The 14,081-nt window shown below is 55.6% G+C and carries 13 protein-coding genes; 2 read left to right on the top strand and 11 right to left on the bottom strand.

Features of this window, described 5'->3' with window-relative positions:
• Nucleotides 1–12: 12 nt before the first annotated feature.
• Both gspE and gspF read left to right on the top strand, forming a co-directional pair.
• Nucleotides 13–1,482: a type II secretion system ATPase GspE gene (gene gspE, locus BMW46_RS02415; protein ID WP_074704135.1), complete on the top strand. Its 1,470-nt coding sequence runs from the start codon at nucleotides 13–15 to the stop codon at nucleotides 1,480–1,482.
• Between the two features lie 9 nt (nucleotides 1,483–1,491).
• On the top strand, nucleotides 1,492–2,697 hold the full coding sequence (gene gspF, locus BMW46_RS02410) for a type II secretion system inner membrane protein GspF (protein WP_074704133.1): 1,206 nt from the start codon (nucleotides 1,492–1,494) through the stop codon (nucleotides 2,695–2,697).
• A gap of 294 nt (nucleotides 2,698–2,991) precedes the next feature.
• Here gspF and trhA read toward each other — a convergent pair whose 3' ends face one another.
• The 11 genes from trhA to truA form a co-directional block, all read right to left on the bottom strand.
• Nucleotides 2,992–3,642 carry a PAQR family membrane homeostasis protein TrhA gene (trhA, locus tag BMW46_RS02405; protein ID WP_074704132.1) on the bottom strand — a complete coding sequence of 217 codons (651 nt, stop codon included), beginning with the start codon at nucleotides 3,640–3,642 and terminating at the stop codon, nucleotides 2,992–2,994.
• A 417-nt stretch (nucleotides 3,643–4,059) separates the two neighbouring features.
• Nucleotides 4,060–5,238 (bottom strand): O-succinylhomoserine sulfhydrylase, encoded by a 1,179-nt coding sequence (locus BMW46_RS02400; RefSeq protein WP_074704130.1) that lies wholly within the window; start codon nucleotides 5,236–5,238, stop codon nucleotides 4,060–4,062.
• 164 nt (nucleotides 5,239–5,402) lie between these two features.
• Nucleotides 5,403–6,920 (bottom strand): amidophosphoribosyltransferase, encoded by a 1,518-nt coding sequence (purF, locus tag BMW46_RS02395; RefSeq protein ID WP_074704128.1) that lies wholly within the window; start codon nucleotides 6,918–6,920, stop codon nucleotides 5,403–5,405.
• Nucleotides 6,921–7,011: 91 nt separating this feature from the next.
• The gene (locus BMW46_RS02390) at nucleotides 7,012–7,536 is read right to left on the bottom strand and encodes a CvpA family protein (RefSeq protein WP_081355632.1); all 525 of its coding nucleotides are present in this window, start codon (nucleotides 7,534–7,536) and stop codon (nucleotides 7,012–7,014) included.
• A gap of 46 nt (nucleotides 7,537–7,582) precedes the next feature.
• Complete coding sequence (locus BMW46_RS02385; RefSeq protein WP_074704127.1) at nucleotides 7,583–8,263, bottom strand: SPOR domain-containing protein; 681 nt, start codon at nucleotides 8,261–8,263, stop codon at nucleotides 7,583–7,585.
• Between the two features lie 15 nt (nucleotides 8,264–8,278).
• Nucleotides 8,279–9,607: a bifunctional tetrahydrofolate synthase/dihydrofolate synthase gene (gene folC / locus BMW46_RS02380; protein WP_074704125.1), complete on the bottom strand. Its 1,329-nt coding sequence runs from the start codon at nucleotides 9,605–9,607 to the stop codon at nucleotides 8,279–8,281.
• 44 nt (nucleotides 9,608–9,651) lie between these two features.
• Nucleotides 9,652–10,521 carry an acetyl-CoA carboxylase, carboxyltransferase subunit beta gene (accD, locus tag BMW46_RS02375; protein WP_074704124.1) on the bottom strand — a complete coding sequence of 290 codons (870 nt, stop codon included), beginning with the start codon at nucleotides 10,519–10,521 and terminating at the stop codon, nucleotides 9,652–9,654.
• Nucleotides 10,518–11,357, bottom strand: coding sequence for a tryptophan synthase subunit alpha (gene trpA / locus BMW46_RS02370; RefSeq protein ID WP_074704122.1), 840 nt, complete (start codon nucleotides 11,355–11,357; stop codon nucleotides 10,518–10,520). Before trpA ends, accD begins: the two co-directional genes overlap by 4 nt.
• A 16-nt stretch (nucleotides 11,358–11,373) precedes the next feature.
• Nucleotides 11,374–12,570, bottom strand: coding sequence for a tryptophan synthase subunit beta (gene trpB / locus BMW46_RS02365; RefSeq protein WP_011381227.1), 1,197 nt, complete (start codon nucleotides 12,568–12,570; stop codon nucleotides 11,374–11,376).
• Nucleotides 12,557–13,183, bottom strand: a complete 627-nt coding sequence (locus BMW46_RS02360; RefSeq protein WP_074704121.1) for a phosphoribosylanthranilate isomerase — start codon at nucleotides 13,181–13,183, stop codon at nucleotides 12,557–12,559. Before BMW46_RS02360 ends, trpB begins: the two co-directional genes overlap by 14 nt.
• Nucleotides 13,168–14,055, bottom strand: coding sequence for a tRNA pseudouridine(38-40) synthase TruA (truA, locus tag BMW46_RS02355; RefSeq protein ID WP_081355631.1), 888 nt, complete (start codon nucleotides 14,053–14,055; stop codon nucleotides 13,168–13,170). The genes BMW46_RS02360 and truA overlap by 16 nt, the downstream gene beginning before the upstream one ends.
• Nucleotides 14,056–14,081: the final 26 nt, after the last annotated feature.

The raw sequence follows: 14,081 nt of genomic DNA, 5'->3' as shown, positions 1-14,081 counted from the left end.
CGGGCCGCGATAATGGCGTCTGACAGGATTCCTTATGTCTTTGTCAAGACAAATGGAGTGGCCGTGACAAGCGTCACGAGCGATCACGCAGAGGTGGTGGTGCGCGGCGAAGTCCAGGCCGGAGCACTGTCGGAGGTGCGTCGCGTTCTGGGCGTGCCGCTGCGGGCACGCCGCATCGATACCGACGAGTTCAATGAGGTCGTTGCCGCGCTGTATAACGGCGCAAACGAAGGCGCCGCCGCGCTCGCAGATGATCTCGCCCAGGATATAGACCTCTCGAGGTTATTGCAGGAGCTGCCGAAGGTCGAAGACCTGCTCGAAAGCCAGGATGATGCTCCAGTCATCCGACTGATCAATGCGCTCTTTACACAGGCGTTACGCACCGCGGCTTCCGATATCCACATTGAGCCATATGAAACACGCTCGGTTGTCCGGTTGCGAGTGGACGGCACATTGCGCGACCTGATCGAACCGGCGCGCGCATTACATGCCGCCCTCATCTCACGCATCAAGATCATGGCGCAGCTCGACATTGCGGAAAAACGCCTTCCGCAGGACGGCCGGATTACACTGAGGATGGCAGGCAGGCCAGTCGACGTGCGCGTATCCACCATCCCCACCGCACACGGCGAACGCGCCGTACTGCGTTTGCTGGACAAGCAGGCGGGCCGCCTGGATCTCCCTCGGCTTGGCATGGATGAAATCACCTTGACTCGCATGGACAGGCTTATTCGCGAGCCCCATGGCATTATTCTTGTAACTGGTCCCACCGGATCGGGTAAAACAACCACGCTTTACGCCGCCCTGTCGAGGCTGGATTCCGCGTCGCTCAACATCATGACGGTTGAGGACCCCATCGAGTACGATCTTGACGGCATCAGTCAGACCCAAGTCAACCCGCGAATCGAAATGACGTTTGCGCGAGCCTTGCGGACAATCCTGCGGCAAGACCCGGATGTCATCATGATTGGAGAGATTCGCGACCTCGAAACCGCACAGATCGCGGTACAGGCCAGTCTTACGGGCCATCTGGTATTTGCGACTCTGCATACCAATGATGCGATAAGCGCCGTGACCCGGCTTGTCGACATGGGAGTCGAGCCGTTTCTACTGGCATCGAGCCTCATCGGCGTAGGCGCTCAGCGTCTGGTGCGGCGGCTCTGCCTGGAATGCCGCCAGCCCTGGGACGAGGCCATGGGAAAATCCCCTTCCTCGGGCTCTTTTTTGGCTTCTGGAATTTTATACAAGGCGCAGGGCTGTACTGCGTGCAATCACTCCGGCTATCAGGGACGCACCGGGATTTATGAATTGCTCGCGGTTGACAACGACCTACGGCGGCGAGTTCATGATCGCGCATCCGAACAAGACCTGCGAGAGTATGTGATTTCCGCCGGAATGCGCTCGTTACGTGACGACGGCATGCGCCTTGCTACCCAGGGCATCACCAGCCTGGAGGAAGTCGTGCGTGTGACACGCGAATAGCAGTTCCATATGGAAGCGTACCGCTACGAAGCGCTTGATCCCGAAGGCCGCAGGGTAACGGGTGTGCTGCAGGCTGATACCGCGCGCCAGGCGCGGGCGCAGTTGCGCGCACAGGGCTTGCTGCCTTCGACCGTCGATCAGATCCACGCTCGCGAGCGCGGCCAGGTGCCCTGGGTCCGAGGCCTACGCCCGGAGGAGCTGAGTCTGCTAACACGGCAGATGGCTACCTTGCTGACCGCCGGCCTGACAGTCGAGCAGTCGCTTGCTGCGCTGATCGAGTCCGCCGAGGAGCCGATGACACGCGAAGTGCTCGGCGGTGTCAAAACAGAGGTGATCGCCGGGCTTTCCCTCTCCGCCGCGCTGGGCAGCTACAGCAGGAGTTTTCCTGATTTCTATCGGGCGCTGGTACATGGCGGGGAAGAATCGGGCACATTACCGCTGGTACTGCGTCATCTTGCCGAGTATCTCGACGCACGCCAGACACTAAAACAGAAAACCAGTCTTGCGCTCCTTTACCCGGCACTGGTGACCATTATTGCCATTATCATTGTTGCCGGCCTGCTCATGTATGTAGTTCCCCAGGTAGTGCAGGTATTTCAGCATTCTCGCCAGAGCCTGCCTCTCCTGACTCGCGCGCTGATCGGGTTGAGCGATTTCCTTCTCATGTCATGGCCTTATCTGATTATCGCCATTACCGGCGGGGCACTTTCCGCACGTATCGCGCTACGGCGCGATGACATCAGATACCGATGGCACGCTCTGCTGCTGCGCACCGCATGGCTGGGATCGTTGATTCGCAGCAGCAACACATCCCGTTTCGCCAGCACGCTTTCCATTCTGGTCGGAGGGGGCGTGCCGCTTCTTAAAGCGCTCAGTTCCGGTGCACGCGTGATGAGCAACATGGTCATGCGTAAAGCGATCGAAAATACCATCGAACAGGTTCGCGAAGGCGCGAGCCTCTCCAGAGCGCTGCGGGAAACCCGCGTGTTTCCGCCACTGCTCGTGCATCTGGTGGCAAGCGGGGAAATGAGCGGCAAGCTGAAAGAAATGCTGGAACGCGCTGCCCAGCTCGAAGCCCAGGCGCTGGAGCGGCGACTGGGCGTCTTTTTAACGCTGCTGGAACCGATAATGATCCTGGTAATGGGAGGCGTGGTGCTGATGATCGTTCTTGCCATACTGCTTCCCATCATGGAAATCAATCAACTGGTGCATTAGCATTGGTTAATTTTTGATATCCACCACTTTATGATAAAGATAAAGAATCTTCACGCAGTCCCCGATTGGAACTGTATCAGTTCTCAAACCAAGCTTTCGATGAGGAATTTTGGTTTTACTGCTTTTAGTAGGCCTTGATATTCGACGCATGTTGACCCTTAGGGCCGGTTGTCAAATCGAAAGTGACCGCGGGTTCATGCAATGAGTTAAAACTATATTTCACAACAACCGCTGCATTTTTTAGTAGCAAGACATTGATTAATAGGTCGAGCTACAGGCTGGGCAGAGGGAAGATCAGGCAGCATACCAAAGCACGGCGAAGTAATGGCATGTGGTGCCTGTCAGAACAAAGAGGTGCCAAATCAGGTGAGCGTACTGCAAGCGGGAATCGATAGCAAAAAAAACCACTCCGACGGTGTAAGACAACCCTCCCGCAATCAACCAGAGCAAGCCAGGTGTTGGCATTTTGGCAACCAATATATCTGCGGTAATCACAACCATCCACCCCATGAGCAGATAAAGACTGGTGGATAGAATGGGGAAGGAGGTTCCATAGAAAACCTTCAGCACCACTCCTGCTGCAGCAAGACTCCATATAATTGAGAGAAGAATCCAGCCCCATACGCCATGAAGTACTCCTAGCGTGAACGGCGTATATGTACCAGCGATAAGAAGAAAGATCGCGGAATGCTCAAGGACGCGAAATACGCGCTTGCTCTTGCCTATGGGCAACGCATGGTAGAGGGTAGAAGCAAGGTAAAGAAATATGGTCGTTGCGGAGAAAAGGCTCGCACCAATGACAAACCCGACGTTTCCATGCCGTGCTGCTTGGGTGATGAGAAAGGGAGTTCCGACGAGTGCCGCGACCAGACCAATGCCATGACTAATGCTGTTCGCAATTTCTTCCCCTTGTGATTGCTCACGCCTTAGCCGGACAAGTGTCATGATTCGAACACTCGAATGTTGCGCAGATTGATCTTGTTGTCTCTCTAATAACTCACCTTAAATGCCGGGCTATCTTTCGACCCGGGTCTTGCAATGATTGTAAAGTCTTGTCGTGGGTATATTGGCTCACTGGCTATTCCGGTACTTTTGGCAATAGATTCGCGCCGTTTCCGGTGATAAAGATCCTCAGAAGATATCCAGAAGCTCTTTATAGGCCGGAATAATTACAACTGCAAGCTCATGCTAAAAGAATGAAAGACAACTTCTGCTTCCAGGAACTGACAGAACTGGAGAGAAAGTGCGCCCATCGATGGACCCCTATCCTAGGGGCTGGTGTGATCGTGACAAGCAGGAACCGGAATCTGAGCCAGATTTTCTCCCAACCTCAGCAGCACTCCCTCCGCGAAGCTCTATCATCTACCGAGTCAAACCCCTTGCCAGATCGGCCTTTATGTCTTTTACCGCTTCAAGTCCCACTGCAATGCGCAGCAAACCCTCGGTAATGCCAGCTGCATCCCGGCTTTCCTGACTGATCCGCCCATGCGTGGTGGTGGCAGGATGGGTAAGGGTGCTCTTGGCATCCCCCAGGTTGGCGGTAATGGAAATCATGCGAACGGAATCCACCACCCTCCATGCCGCTTCTCTTCCATTCTTCAATTCGAATGAAACGATTCCACCCCCGGTTTTCTGCTGGCGGCTGGCGAGCTCGTACTGCGGATGCGATGGCAAGCCGGGATAATGGACTTTGGCTACGCCGGGCTGCGCTTCCAGCCAGCGCGCAATTTCCAGTGCATTTTCGGAATGTCTTTCCATCCGAAGATTCAGGGTTTCCATTCCCTTCAGGATCACCCAGGCATTGAACGGACTCAGGCTCGGCCCGGCCGTACGCAGAAAGCCGAATATTCCCCCGTCCATCACCAGATCGCGCTTGCCCAGCACCGCGCCACCCAATACCCGGCCCTGGCCCTCAAGATATTTGGTCGCAGAGTGAATCACGAGGTCTGCACCCAATTCCAATGGACGTTGCAGCGCTGGGGAGCAGAAGCAATTGTCGACGGCGAGCCACGCACCAGCCTTCCTGGCTACGGCCGCAAGCGCGGCAATGTCGGAAATCTCGGTCAACGGATTGGAGGGCGTTTCCATGAACAACAATCGGGTGGCAGGTCTTACCGCTGCTTCCCAGGCGGGAACATCCGTAGCGGAAACAAACGTCGTTTCGATGTTGAAGCGCTTGAGGATATTGTTGAACAGGCTGACGGTCGCACCGAACAGGCTGCGCGAAGCTACGATATGATCCCCCGCGCGCAGGAGCCCCATGGTGCAGGCAAGAATGGCTGACATGCCTGAGGAGGTGGCGACACAGGCTTCCGCACCCTCCAGGGCGGCCAGTCTTTCCTGAAAAGCGGTAACCGTGGGGTTGGTAAAGCGCGAATAGATGTTACCCGGTTCCGCATCGGAAAAACGTGCTGCCGCCTGGGCGGCACTGTCGAAGACGAAACTCGAAGTCAGGAATAAGGCCTCCGAGTGTTCATTGAATTGGCTGCGATGTATGCCCGTATGCAGCGCCAGTGTTTCCAGCTCAAAATCGTCAGACATGCCCGACATCTCCCTCAAATTCCCCCCAATAAAAAACCCGTTCAGCTTTCGCTAAAAAACGGGTTTTCCCGCTTTAGCTGAATTTATACTGCGCCCGCAAGCTGAAGATCAAATCGGCGCCCACTTTGAAGGTACGCTCGGTACCTGCTTTTGTCAAATCTTCATTAATTCGCTGTCACTAGGTTCAGGTCGAGTTGCGTGCTGGAACGTCTCTCCGTGAGAGGAGCGCCACTGCGTTGCGCCTCCAGAATGGCTAGGTATTCCGGCGTTACATCCCCGGTAATGTAGCGTCCGTCGAAACATGAGGTCTCATACTGAGAGATTGACGGATTGACGCGGCGTACATCTCTAATGAGAGAATCGAGTTCCTGATACACCAGATAATCGGCGCCAATTTCCCGGCATATTTCCTCGTCATCCCGTCCCGTGGCAATGAGTTCGTGGCGCGTAGGCATATCGATGCCATAAACGTTGGGAAACCGCACAGGGGGTGCAGCAGAAGCAAAAAACACCTTGTTCGCCCCGGCTTCCTTCGCCATCTGGACAATTTCGCGGCTGGTAGTGCCGCGTACGATCGAATCATCGACCAGCAACACATTTTTTCCGCGAAACTCCACACCCATGGCATTGAGCTTCTGACGGACCGATTTACGGCGCAACTGCTGGCCTGGCATGATAAAGGTTCGCCCGATGTAGCGGTTTTTTACGAAACCTTCACGAAAACTTATGCCCAGGCGGTTGGCAAGCTGCAAGGCGCTGGGACGGCTGGAATCGGGAATCGGAATGACCACGTCGATATCGAGATGACCCATCGTGGCTTTGACTTTATCGGCCAGACTCTCTCCCATGTTGAGCCGGGTTTCATAGACTGAGATTCCGTCTATGACTGAATCCGGTCGTGCGAGATAGACATACTCGAAGATGCAGGGATTGTGCGAGGGGTTGGACGCGCACTGCTTACTGTAAAAATTGCCGCTATCATCAATAAAAATTGCCTCGCCCGGTGCAACATCCCTCACCAGCTTGAATCCCAGGGTATCGAGCGCCACACTCTCGGACGCTACCAGATACTCCGTCCCATGCTCCGTTTCCGCACACCCGAACACAAGGGGGCGAATACCATAAGGATCGCGGAACGCGAGCAATCCGTAACCTGCAATCATTGCTATGACGGCGTAGGCGCCTTTGCAACGCTCGTGCACGCCGGATACGGCGGCAAAAATAGCGGCAGGATCGAGCTGGTGGTTTTTCGTGCTCCTCTGCAACTCGTGCGCCAGCACATTAAGGAGCACTTCCGAATCCGAATTGGTATTGACGTGCCGTAAATCCTCACGGAACAACTCGTCGTTGAGCTGTGCGGAATTGGTCAGATTGCCGTTATGCCCGAGTACGATTCCGAAGGGTGAATTAACATAAAACGGCTGTGCCTCTGCAGGAGACTCGGCGGAACCGGCGGTGGGATAACGCACCTGACCGATCCCCATGTTCCCGAGCAAGGCGCGCATATTCCGCGTGCGGAACACGTCGCGCACCAGGCCGCTGTTCTTGTGCATGTGGAAGGTATTCCCCTGGGCGGTAACAATCCCAGCCGCATCTTGCCCACGATGCTGAAGCACCAGCAACCCATCGTAGAGTAACTGGTTGACGGGAGCATGCGAAACTAAACCCAGAATTCCACACATGAATGCACTCCGCAAAAATGACTTAGATCAACGCTATACGAAAAGTTGCACGAGTTCATTGAGTGGAATCCGGCGCATTCGGTTTACTGTCCTATTGCTTGCGCTTCAGTTCCGCATAGTGGATACGCCTGGACAAATCCTGCGGCAACCATGGCAGCACTACCATTGCTGCAGCCTCCAGGTGCTTGCTCAGTACTGCTTTTCGCCAGAAGGGCTCCTGCGGCACCGCGGTAAGACCTGCTGCCAGCACGATTACCAGCACCACTACCAACCCGCGGATAAAACCGAACAGGGAGCCGAAAAATCTATCGGTGAAACCCAATCCTACCGTCTGGACCAAAGCTGAAGTCAGCATGGTCACGAGACCCATCACTATCAGGGTCATCAGGAATAATGCAATGAAAGCCAGCAGGATGCGCAGCGATTCTCCGCCGATAGTTGAAGGCACCATGGGCGCAAATCCTGCGGCAAAAGAATTCGCCACCATGAATGCGACTATCCAGCTGACCAAGGACAATATTTCGCGCACGACGCCGCGCGACACGCTGAGCAGGATTGACACAACCAGTATGGCCAGTACAGCGTAATCGAAGCCGGTCAGATCAGCAGTAAACATGGCAGAAATACGATGTGTCGTATGTAAAGGGTCTCATGATCCTCACCTACTTTTCTGTAACCACACCTTCGAATCCCAGGTTCTTCAGTTTTTCCCGTGTTTTCTCAGCCTCTTCGCGCGTCGCGAAAGGACCGACGCGCACGCGGGTGACTTCCTCCTTGCCGGATTTCAAGATTTCAGTATAGGCGGAGAAATTCTGTGAAGCGATCTTTTCCGATTGCCGTGCCGCTTTTGCTGGTGTAGAAAAAGCGCCTAACTGCACCACAAATGATGCTTCCCGCGAAGCAGCCGGGGTGGCGTTTTTACTGGTCACTTCCGCTCGGGAAACGGCGGGAGCAGCATTTGTAGCCGTCGCTCCGCTGCGCGGAGCAGCAGGCGCAGGGTTTGCACTGGCCTTTTCGTTAATGGAGGCAGGCGTCTCACGAGGGGGTACAGCCGTTATATTCTTGCCGGATGTCCCATCTGCCTGCTCCAGCCCACTCTCAGACATGGATGGAGCGGCTGCGGGAGGCGTATTTACGGGGGAAGCAGATTCGGCGGCAAGCTCTTCCACTGAATCCTCAGACGGAATGTGTATGTCGATTTCATGACCGCGCCGGTCGGGCTTGCTGTCAAGGATCATCGGCAATACCACCACTGCCGCAGTTGCCAGGACGATTGCGCCGACCAGACGTCGTCTGGCGCGCTTTCTTAGCTGAATCTCTTCTTCGGTGATGGTTTTTGCCATTAGATATTAGGAAATCTACCTGCGCTCAATCCTGTTCTTTAACACTTCAGCCACGGTATGGAATGAGCCGAAAACACAAATTCTATCATTTCTGGCTGCCTGCTCACAGGCGTAGGCATATGCCTCGGATGGATTGCGGAACTTGCGGATGGTATGCACGGCGACTTCACCTGCATTTCCCGCAAGCGGCTCGGCAATTTGCAGCGCTTGGGCAACCTGCGCGGCGACTTCGTCCGCCGTAGCCCCTCTTGGAGCGTCAATACCCGATACCAGCCAGACATCCACTCTGGACCTCAACTCCCGCACCACGCCGGCGATATCCTTATCCTTGAGCATTGCAAATACCGCGTATGTTTCAGGATAACGCTCCATGCTATCGAGGCTGGCGGCCAATGCTCGCGCTGCGCCGGGATTATGGGCAACATCGAGCACCGTGACCGGCTGTCCAGGCAACACCTGAAACCGGGCTGGCCAAACCACCTCCAGCAAACCATGGCGAATGTCACTTAAGGTGACCGGCAGTGTATCTTTCAGGGAATCAAGCGCGGCGAGGCATGCACTGGCGTTCTTCAACTGATATGCGCCGCGCAAGGCCGGATAAGGGAGTGCGTGCCTGCTCTCGCCGTTCCGCCAATAGCTCCAGGACTGTGGAGCGGTTGAATAACCGAAATGCTCCCCGATATGCATGAGGTTGGCGCCGATCGATTGCGCATGATGCCGCACGCTTATGGGCAAGTCCGGTTCGGAACAGACTGCCGCCTTCCCCGACCTGAAAATTCCGGCCTTTTCGAATCCGATCTGGTCACGCGTGTTGCCCAAATAATCCATATGATCGAAATCCACGCTGGTAAGGATCGCACAATCGGCCTCGAATACATTGACCGCATCCAGCCGGCCGCCCAATCCCACCTCCAGGATTGCAACTTCCACTTCGGCCTGACTGAATAAGTACATGGCGGCCAGTGTGCCAAACTCGAAATAGGTCAGGGATACGGCGCTATTCATCCGCGCCGATTCGACAGCACGGAAAGCCTCGCACAGCTCATCATCGCTTGCTTCCTTCCGGCCGATTCGCACGCGTTCGTTATATCGCAGCAAATGGGGCGAGGTATAGCATCCGACACGATATCCGGCATGGCTCAGAATGGCTTCCAGCATCATGCATGTCGATCCCTTCCCGTTGGTGCCTGCAACGGAAATGATGGGAAATGAAGGCTTAAGCCCCAGTTCCGCCTGGACGTGCCGTATCCGCTCCAGGCCCATCTCGATAGCTGTGGGATGCATTCGTTCCAGGTAGTCCAGCCACTCTGGCAGCGTTGCAGAAGCAAAGGAGAAAGTGCTCATGCCCGCGATGGCACGATAAATGTAGTTACGCGTCGAGTGAATACTCAGGGTGCGGGAGGGGAAGCGTGCATCAGCAACGTACACAAATTGGCGACCTTGTCGCGCATGCGCCGGCGATCGACGATCATATCTATCGCCCCATGCTCCAGCAGGAACTCGGAGCGCTGAAATCCTTCCGGCAGAGTCTGCCGCACTGTCTGCTCGATCACCCTCGGTCCCGCAAAACCAATCAGGGCCCCCGGTTCAGCAATCACTACATCGCCAATGAAAGCAAAACTTGCAGACACACCGCCCATGGTAGGGTCCGTCAGGACCGAAATAAACGGAAGTCCTTCGCGGCTCAGCCGGGTCAATACAGCAGTGGTTTTGGCCATCTGCATAAGCGACAGCAGGCCTTCCTGCATGCGCGCACCGCCACTCGCCGCGAAGCATACAAAGGCCAGATGCCGGTCGACACACGTTTGCACACCCCGTATGAAGCGTTCGCCGACGACGGACCCCATCGACCCTCCCATGAAACCGAATTCGAATGCTGCAACAACGACGGGAACTGTCTTGACGCTGCCCTGCATCACCACTAGGGAGTCATCTTCGTCAGTCTCCTTTTTCGCCTCCGCCAGCCTGTCGGAGTAACGCTTGCTATCCTTGAATTTAAGGGGATCGAGCGGGTGAACTTCCGCTCCGATTTCGCGCCGATTCTCCGGATCCAGAAACAGGTCGAGCCGCACGCGCGCGGAGATCCGGTTGTGATGACCGCACTTGGGGCAGACATTGAGATTGTTCCCCAGATCGGAATAGTAAAGCACTGCCTCGCAGGAGGCGCATTTGCTCCACAGTCCCTCAGGCACCGCTTTCTTTTCACCGCTTTCTTTGCGCTTGATTTTGGGCGGAAGAAGTTTCTGAAACCAGCTCATAAGTGTGTAAGTTTAACGGCAGCTGATGGTGCAGGACTTACTGCATCTATTGCAACTCGCAGACTTTTTACCAGACGATGGACATTTGTTAACACCTCCGCCTTGGGCGACCTTTCAATTTCTTCGATGATGCGGCTTCCCACCACCACTGCATCGGCAAGCTCCGCCACTGCCCGGGCGGTTGCGCCGTCACGTATGCCAAAGCCCACTCCGATGGGAATGGAAATGCGGGAACGCAGTCCGTCGAGTTTCTCGGCCACGTCATGCAAATCGAGGTGAAGCGAACCGGTAACGCCTTTCAGCGAAACGTAGTACACATATCCTTCCGCCAGCGCCGCCACCCGCTCGACGCGCTGCTGTGGCGTAGTCGGAGAAAGCAGGAAAATGGGAGCGATATTCTGACGTTTCAGGTATTCCACCCACTCCACCGATTCCTCCGGAGGATAATCCACAATCAGCACGCCATCCACGCCGCACGCTTTTGCTCTTGCCGTGAATGCATCGTAGCCCATCGCTTCGACCGGATTGGCGTAACCCATCAGCACAACCGGCGTGCTGGAATCACTTTCCCTGAATTCTCCCACCATTGCCAGCACGTCCTGCAACGAAACGCGATGTTTCAGCGCACGCTCGGAAGAACGCTGAATCGTTGGCCCATCCGCCATCGGATCGGAAAATGGAACGCCCAGCTCGATGACGTCGGCGCCAGCCTGCACCAGTTCGTGCATCAGTGGGACCATCATTCCGGGTTCGGGATCGCCAGCGGTAATAAAAGGAATGAGCGCCTTTCTCCGATTCTGGAGCAGTTTGCCAAACAGGGTGGAAATACGGGACATGAATGGACTTTGCAGGTTAGAAGGTGATATGCGAAGCACGCGCAACGGTGGGCATATCCTTGTCGCCACGCCCTGACAGGTTCACCAGCAGCAACTTGTCGGAAGTAAGCGCAGGTGCGAGCCGGGCTGCATAAGCCAGCGCATGACTTGATTCGAGCGCCGGAATGATCCCTTCGTAATGGCACAGTGCGTGAAAGGCTTCCAGAGCCTGCTCGTCGGTTATTCCGAAATATTCGGCCCGTCCGCTGTCCTTGAGCCAGGCATGCTCCGGACCTACGCCTGGGTAATCCAAGCCTGCCGAAATGGAATGCGTTTCAACGATCTGTCCATTCTCATCCTGGATGAGGTAAGTGCGATTGCCGTGCAACACGCCGGGGCGTCCCTTCGTCAGGGTAGCGGCATGCTGATCTGTCTCCACGCCGTGTCCGGCCGCTTCCACTCCGATCATCCGGATGCTGCTGTCGAGATAGGGATAAAAAAGCCCGATGGCATTTGAACCGCCCCCCACGCAGGCGATCAGGGCATCGGGCTGCCGTCCATAATCCTCCTGCATCTGGGTTATTGCCTCGCGCCCGATGATCGCCTGGAAATCCCGTACCATCATGGGATAGGGGTGAGGTCCGGCCACAGTACCGATGATGTAAAAAGTATCTGCAACATTGGTTACCCAGTCGCGCATGGCCTCGTTCAAGGCATCCTTCAGCGTGCGTGAACCGGATTCGACCGGTATGACCTCCGCACCCAGAAGCTTCATCCGGTAAACATTTGCGGCTTGGCGCTCCACATCGACCGATCCCATGTAGATGACACACTCCATCCCATACCGCGCTGCGACCGTGGCCGTGGCAACACCATGTTGACCTGCGCCGGTCTCGGCTATTACCCGCGATTTGCCCATTCGCCTGGCCAGTAGCGCCTGTCCCATCGCATTATTAATTTTGTGTGCGCCCGTATGGTTCAGGTCCTCGCGCTTGAGCAGGATCTGGGCACCCCCCAGTTGCGCCGACCATCGTTTTGCATGATAGATGGGAGTCGGGCGTCCCACATAATGCTTGAGTTCATGGGCGAATTCCGCCTGAAAGTCAGCATCGCTGCGATAGCGCTCGTACTGTATGCGCAAATCCTCCAGGGCCGAGATCAGCGTTTCGGCGACAAAGATGCCACCATACGGACCAAAGTGCCCATGACTGTCCGGAAGATCATAGACTTTCACTGATTCCAACTCCTCGCATGAATGCTGCAATTTTTCCCGAATCTTTGATGCCCTTCGCGGCTTCCACGCCGCTGGACACATCTACTGCCCAAGGATGCGCCTGCTGGATCGCGCTCGTAATGTTGCCTGCATGTAGTCCCCCCGAAAGAATCAGCGGCAGCGACAGATTGCGCGGAATCAGGTTCCAGTCGAACGCCTCTCCGGTCCCCCCGGGTTCGCCTTCCACATACGTATCCAGCAGCAAACCGATAGCTCCCGTATAAAGGGATGCGTATTGTAGCAAATCCAGCCCCGCCCTGACTCTTACCGCCTTTATATAGGGAAGTGAAAATTGCCGGCAGAACTCGGGGCTTTCGCTGCCGTGAAATTGCAACAGGTTCAGGCCGGCAACCGAAATACTTTCGTCCACCCATCCTGCCTCAGGGTCGACATAGACACCCACTGAAGTAACGAATGGCGGCAACGCGGACACGATTCCGCGAGCTCCAGCCGGTGAAATATAACGCGCACTCTGCTCCCAGAAGACAAAGCCCACCGCATTGGCTCCGAGATGCACTGCCGCAAGCGCATCTTCCACTCGGGTTATACCGCAAACTTTTACTCGAATCGACATATATCCCTGACTTCCGGTTTTGCGCCCGAAACCGGGTTTCCGCCACTTGTCGCCCATGATGTGAGGATAGCCGGCCTGTTCATGCCCGGCACTATTGCGGCAAGAGGGGGCTCGACAAAAGGTGGCAGCTTCCACCTCGCATCATAGACAACTCCTGCCAAGTATAACCCGGAAGCGGAAAAAGTCGGCGCAGCTTCGCTGCGCTTCCCGTTTTCAAGCAGTTTCCCTATCCAGTCAGGAGGAAATTTACCTTTACCTACATAAATCAGACAACCGACGATATTACGTACCATGTGGTGCAAAAATGCATTGGCGCGCAGCTCAAACGCAACAATATTTCCCACTCGCGTAACTTCCAGTTTTGTCACGGTACGCACGGGGGATTTGGCTTGGCATTCAGCAGCCCGAAAGGCGCTGAAATCGTGTTCGCCCACCAGCATCTGTGCCGCCATCTGCATGGATTCGAGACGGAGCGGATGGTGAAACCAGCCGACTCTGTGCTGATGAAGGCCCGGCCGCACTGGATGGTTCAGTAACAGGTAGAGATAACAGCGCTCGATCGCACAGTAGCGGGCATGAAAATCGTCTGCAGTGGGGGATGCCCATAGCATGGCGATGCCGCCGGGCAGCAGCGCGTTTGCACCCCGCACCCACGCATTCATTGGTCGCTCCGCCCGAGTATCAAAATGCAGCACCTGGTAGATAGCATGGACTCCTGCGTCGGTTCTCCCTGCCGTCACTACTCGAATAGCCTCGCCTGCAATTTCAGACAAGGCCGCTTCCACGGCATCCTGCACGGTATTTCCCCCTGGCTGGCTTTGCCAGCCGCAGAAGTTGCTGCCGTCATACTCCAGCGCCATTGCGATTCTCACGGTAAAGCTACCATCGTGATTCTGGT

It is taken from the genome of Nitrosospira multiformis, from assembly GCF_900111585.1.
Lineage (GTDB): Bacteria > Pseudomonadota > Gammaproteobacteria > Burkholderiales > Nitrosomonadaceae > Nitrosospira > Nitrosospira multiformis_B.
This window is presented reverse-complemented; position numbering and strand designations above follow the sequence as displayed.

Excerpts from the sequence above, each read along its gene's own strand:
- BMW46_RS02360 (WP_074704121.1), bottom strand. The coding sequence starts at position 13,183 with ATGTCGATTCGAGTAAAAGTTTGCGGTATAACCCGAGTGGAAGATGCG.
- folC (WP_074704125.1), bottom strand. The coding sequence starts at position 9,607 with ATGAGCACTTTCTCCTTTGCTTCTGCAACGCTGCCAGAGTGGCTGGAC.
- trhA (WP_074704132.1), bottom strand. The coding sequence starts at position 3,642 with ATGACACTTGTCCGGCTAAGGCGTGAGCAATCACAAGGGGAAGAAATT.
- BMW46_RS02390 (WP_081355632.1), bottom strand. The coding sequence starts at position 7,536 with ATGTTTACTGCTGATCTGACCGGCTTCGATTACGCTGTACTGGCCATA.
- BMW46_RS02385 (WP_074704127.1), bottom strand. The coding sequence starts at position 8,263 with ATGGCAAAAACCATCACCGAAGAAGAGATTCAGCTAAGAAAGCGCGCC.
- BMW46_RS02400 (WP_074704130.1), bottom strand. The coding sequence starts at position 5,238 with ATGTCTGACGATTTTGAGCTGGAAACACTGGCGCTGCATACGGGCATA.
- gspF (WP_074704133.1), top strand. The coding sequence starts at position 1,492 with ATGGAAGCGTACCGCTACGAAGCGCTTGATCCCGAAGGCCGCAGGGTA.
- trpA (WP_074704122.1), bottom strand. The coding sequence starts at position 11,357 with ATGTCCCGTATTTCCACCCTGTTTGGCAAACTGCTCCAGAATCGGAGA.
- accD (WP_074704124.1), bottom strand. The coding sequence starts at position 10,521 with ATGAGCTGGTTTCAGAAACTTCTTCCGCCCAAAATCAAGCGCAAAGAA.
- gspE (WP_074704135.1), top strand. The coding sequence starts at position 13 with ATGGCGTCTGACAGGATTCCTTATGTCTTTGTCAAGACAAATGGAGTG.
- purF (WP_074704128.1), bottom strand. The coding sequence starts at position 6,920 with ATGTGTGGAATTCTGGGTTTAGTTTCGCATGCTCCCGTCAACCAGTTA.